Annotated in this window: 1 pseudogene; it reads left to right on the top strand. The window is 60.9% G+C overall.

The features are described 5' to 3' along the window. Nucleotides 1–667, top strand: a pseudogene (locus JNK74_29100) (sigma 54-interacting transcriptional regulator).

The raw sequence follows: 667 nt of genomic DNA, 5'->3' as shown, positions 1-667 counted from the left end.
CCGCGCTCTCGATCACACGCATCTCATCCAGGAAGTCCGTACCCTCCGTCAAAACCTCGATCGCAAGTACGGCTTCGAGAACATCATCGGGCACTCCGAGGCGCTGGTTTCGGTGCTCGAGATGGCCGGCCGCGCTGCCCGCAGTAACTCCACTATCCTCATCCGCGCCGAGACTGGCACTGGCAAGGAACTGCTCGCCAGAGCCATCCACGTTAACAGCCTTCGCAAAGACAAGCCTTTCATCACCATCAACTGCGGAGCGATTCCGCGCGATTTGCTGTAATCCGAGCTATTCGGCCACGTCAAAGGCTCCTTCACCGGCGCCATGGCCAATAAGAAGGGCCGCATCGAACTCGCCGCGGGCGGCACGCTCTTCCTGGACGAAATCGGCGAGATGCCCGGTGAACTGCAAGTCAAGCTCCTGCGACTGGTGCAACAAGGCGAGATCGAGAAGGTCGGCGCCACGCAACCCGAACGCGTCGATGTGCGCATTGTTGCGGCGACACACCGCGATCTCAAAGCCATGATCGAGGACGGCACTTTTCGCGAAGATCTCTACTACCGCCTTGCCGTTATCCCCCTGGTGTTGCCGCCTCTGCGCGAACGCGCCGAGGATATCCCCGGTCTGGTCCAACACTTCTTCGTGCGCGCCAAGGAGAAGGCCGCC

It is taken from the genome of Candidatus Hydrogenedentota bacterium (assembly GCA_016791475.1).
GTDB lineage: Bacteria > Hydrogenedentota > Hydrogenedentia > Hydrogenedentales > JAEUWI01 > JAEUWI01.
This window is presented reverse-complemented; position numbering and strand designations above follow the sequence as displayed.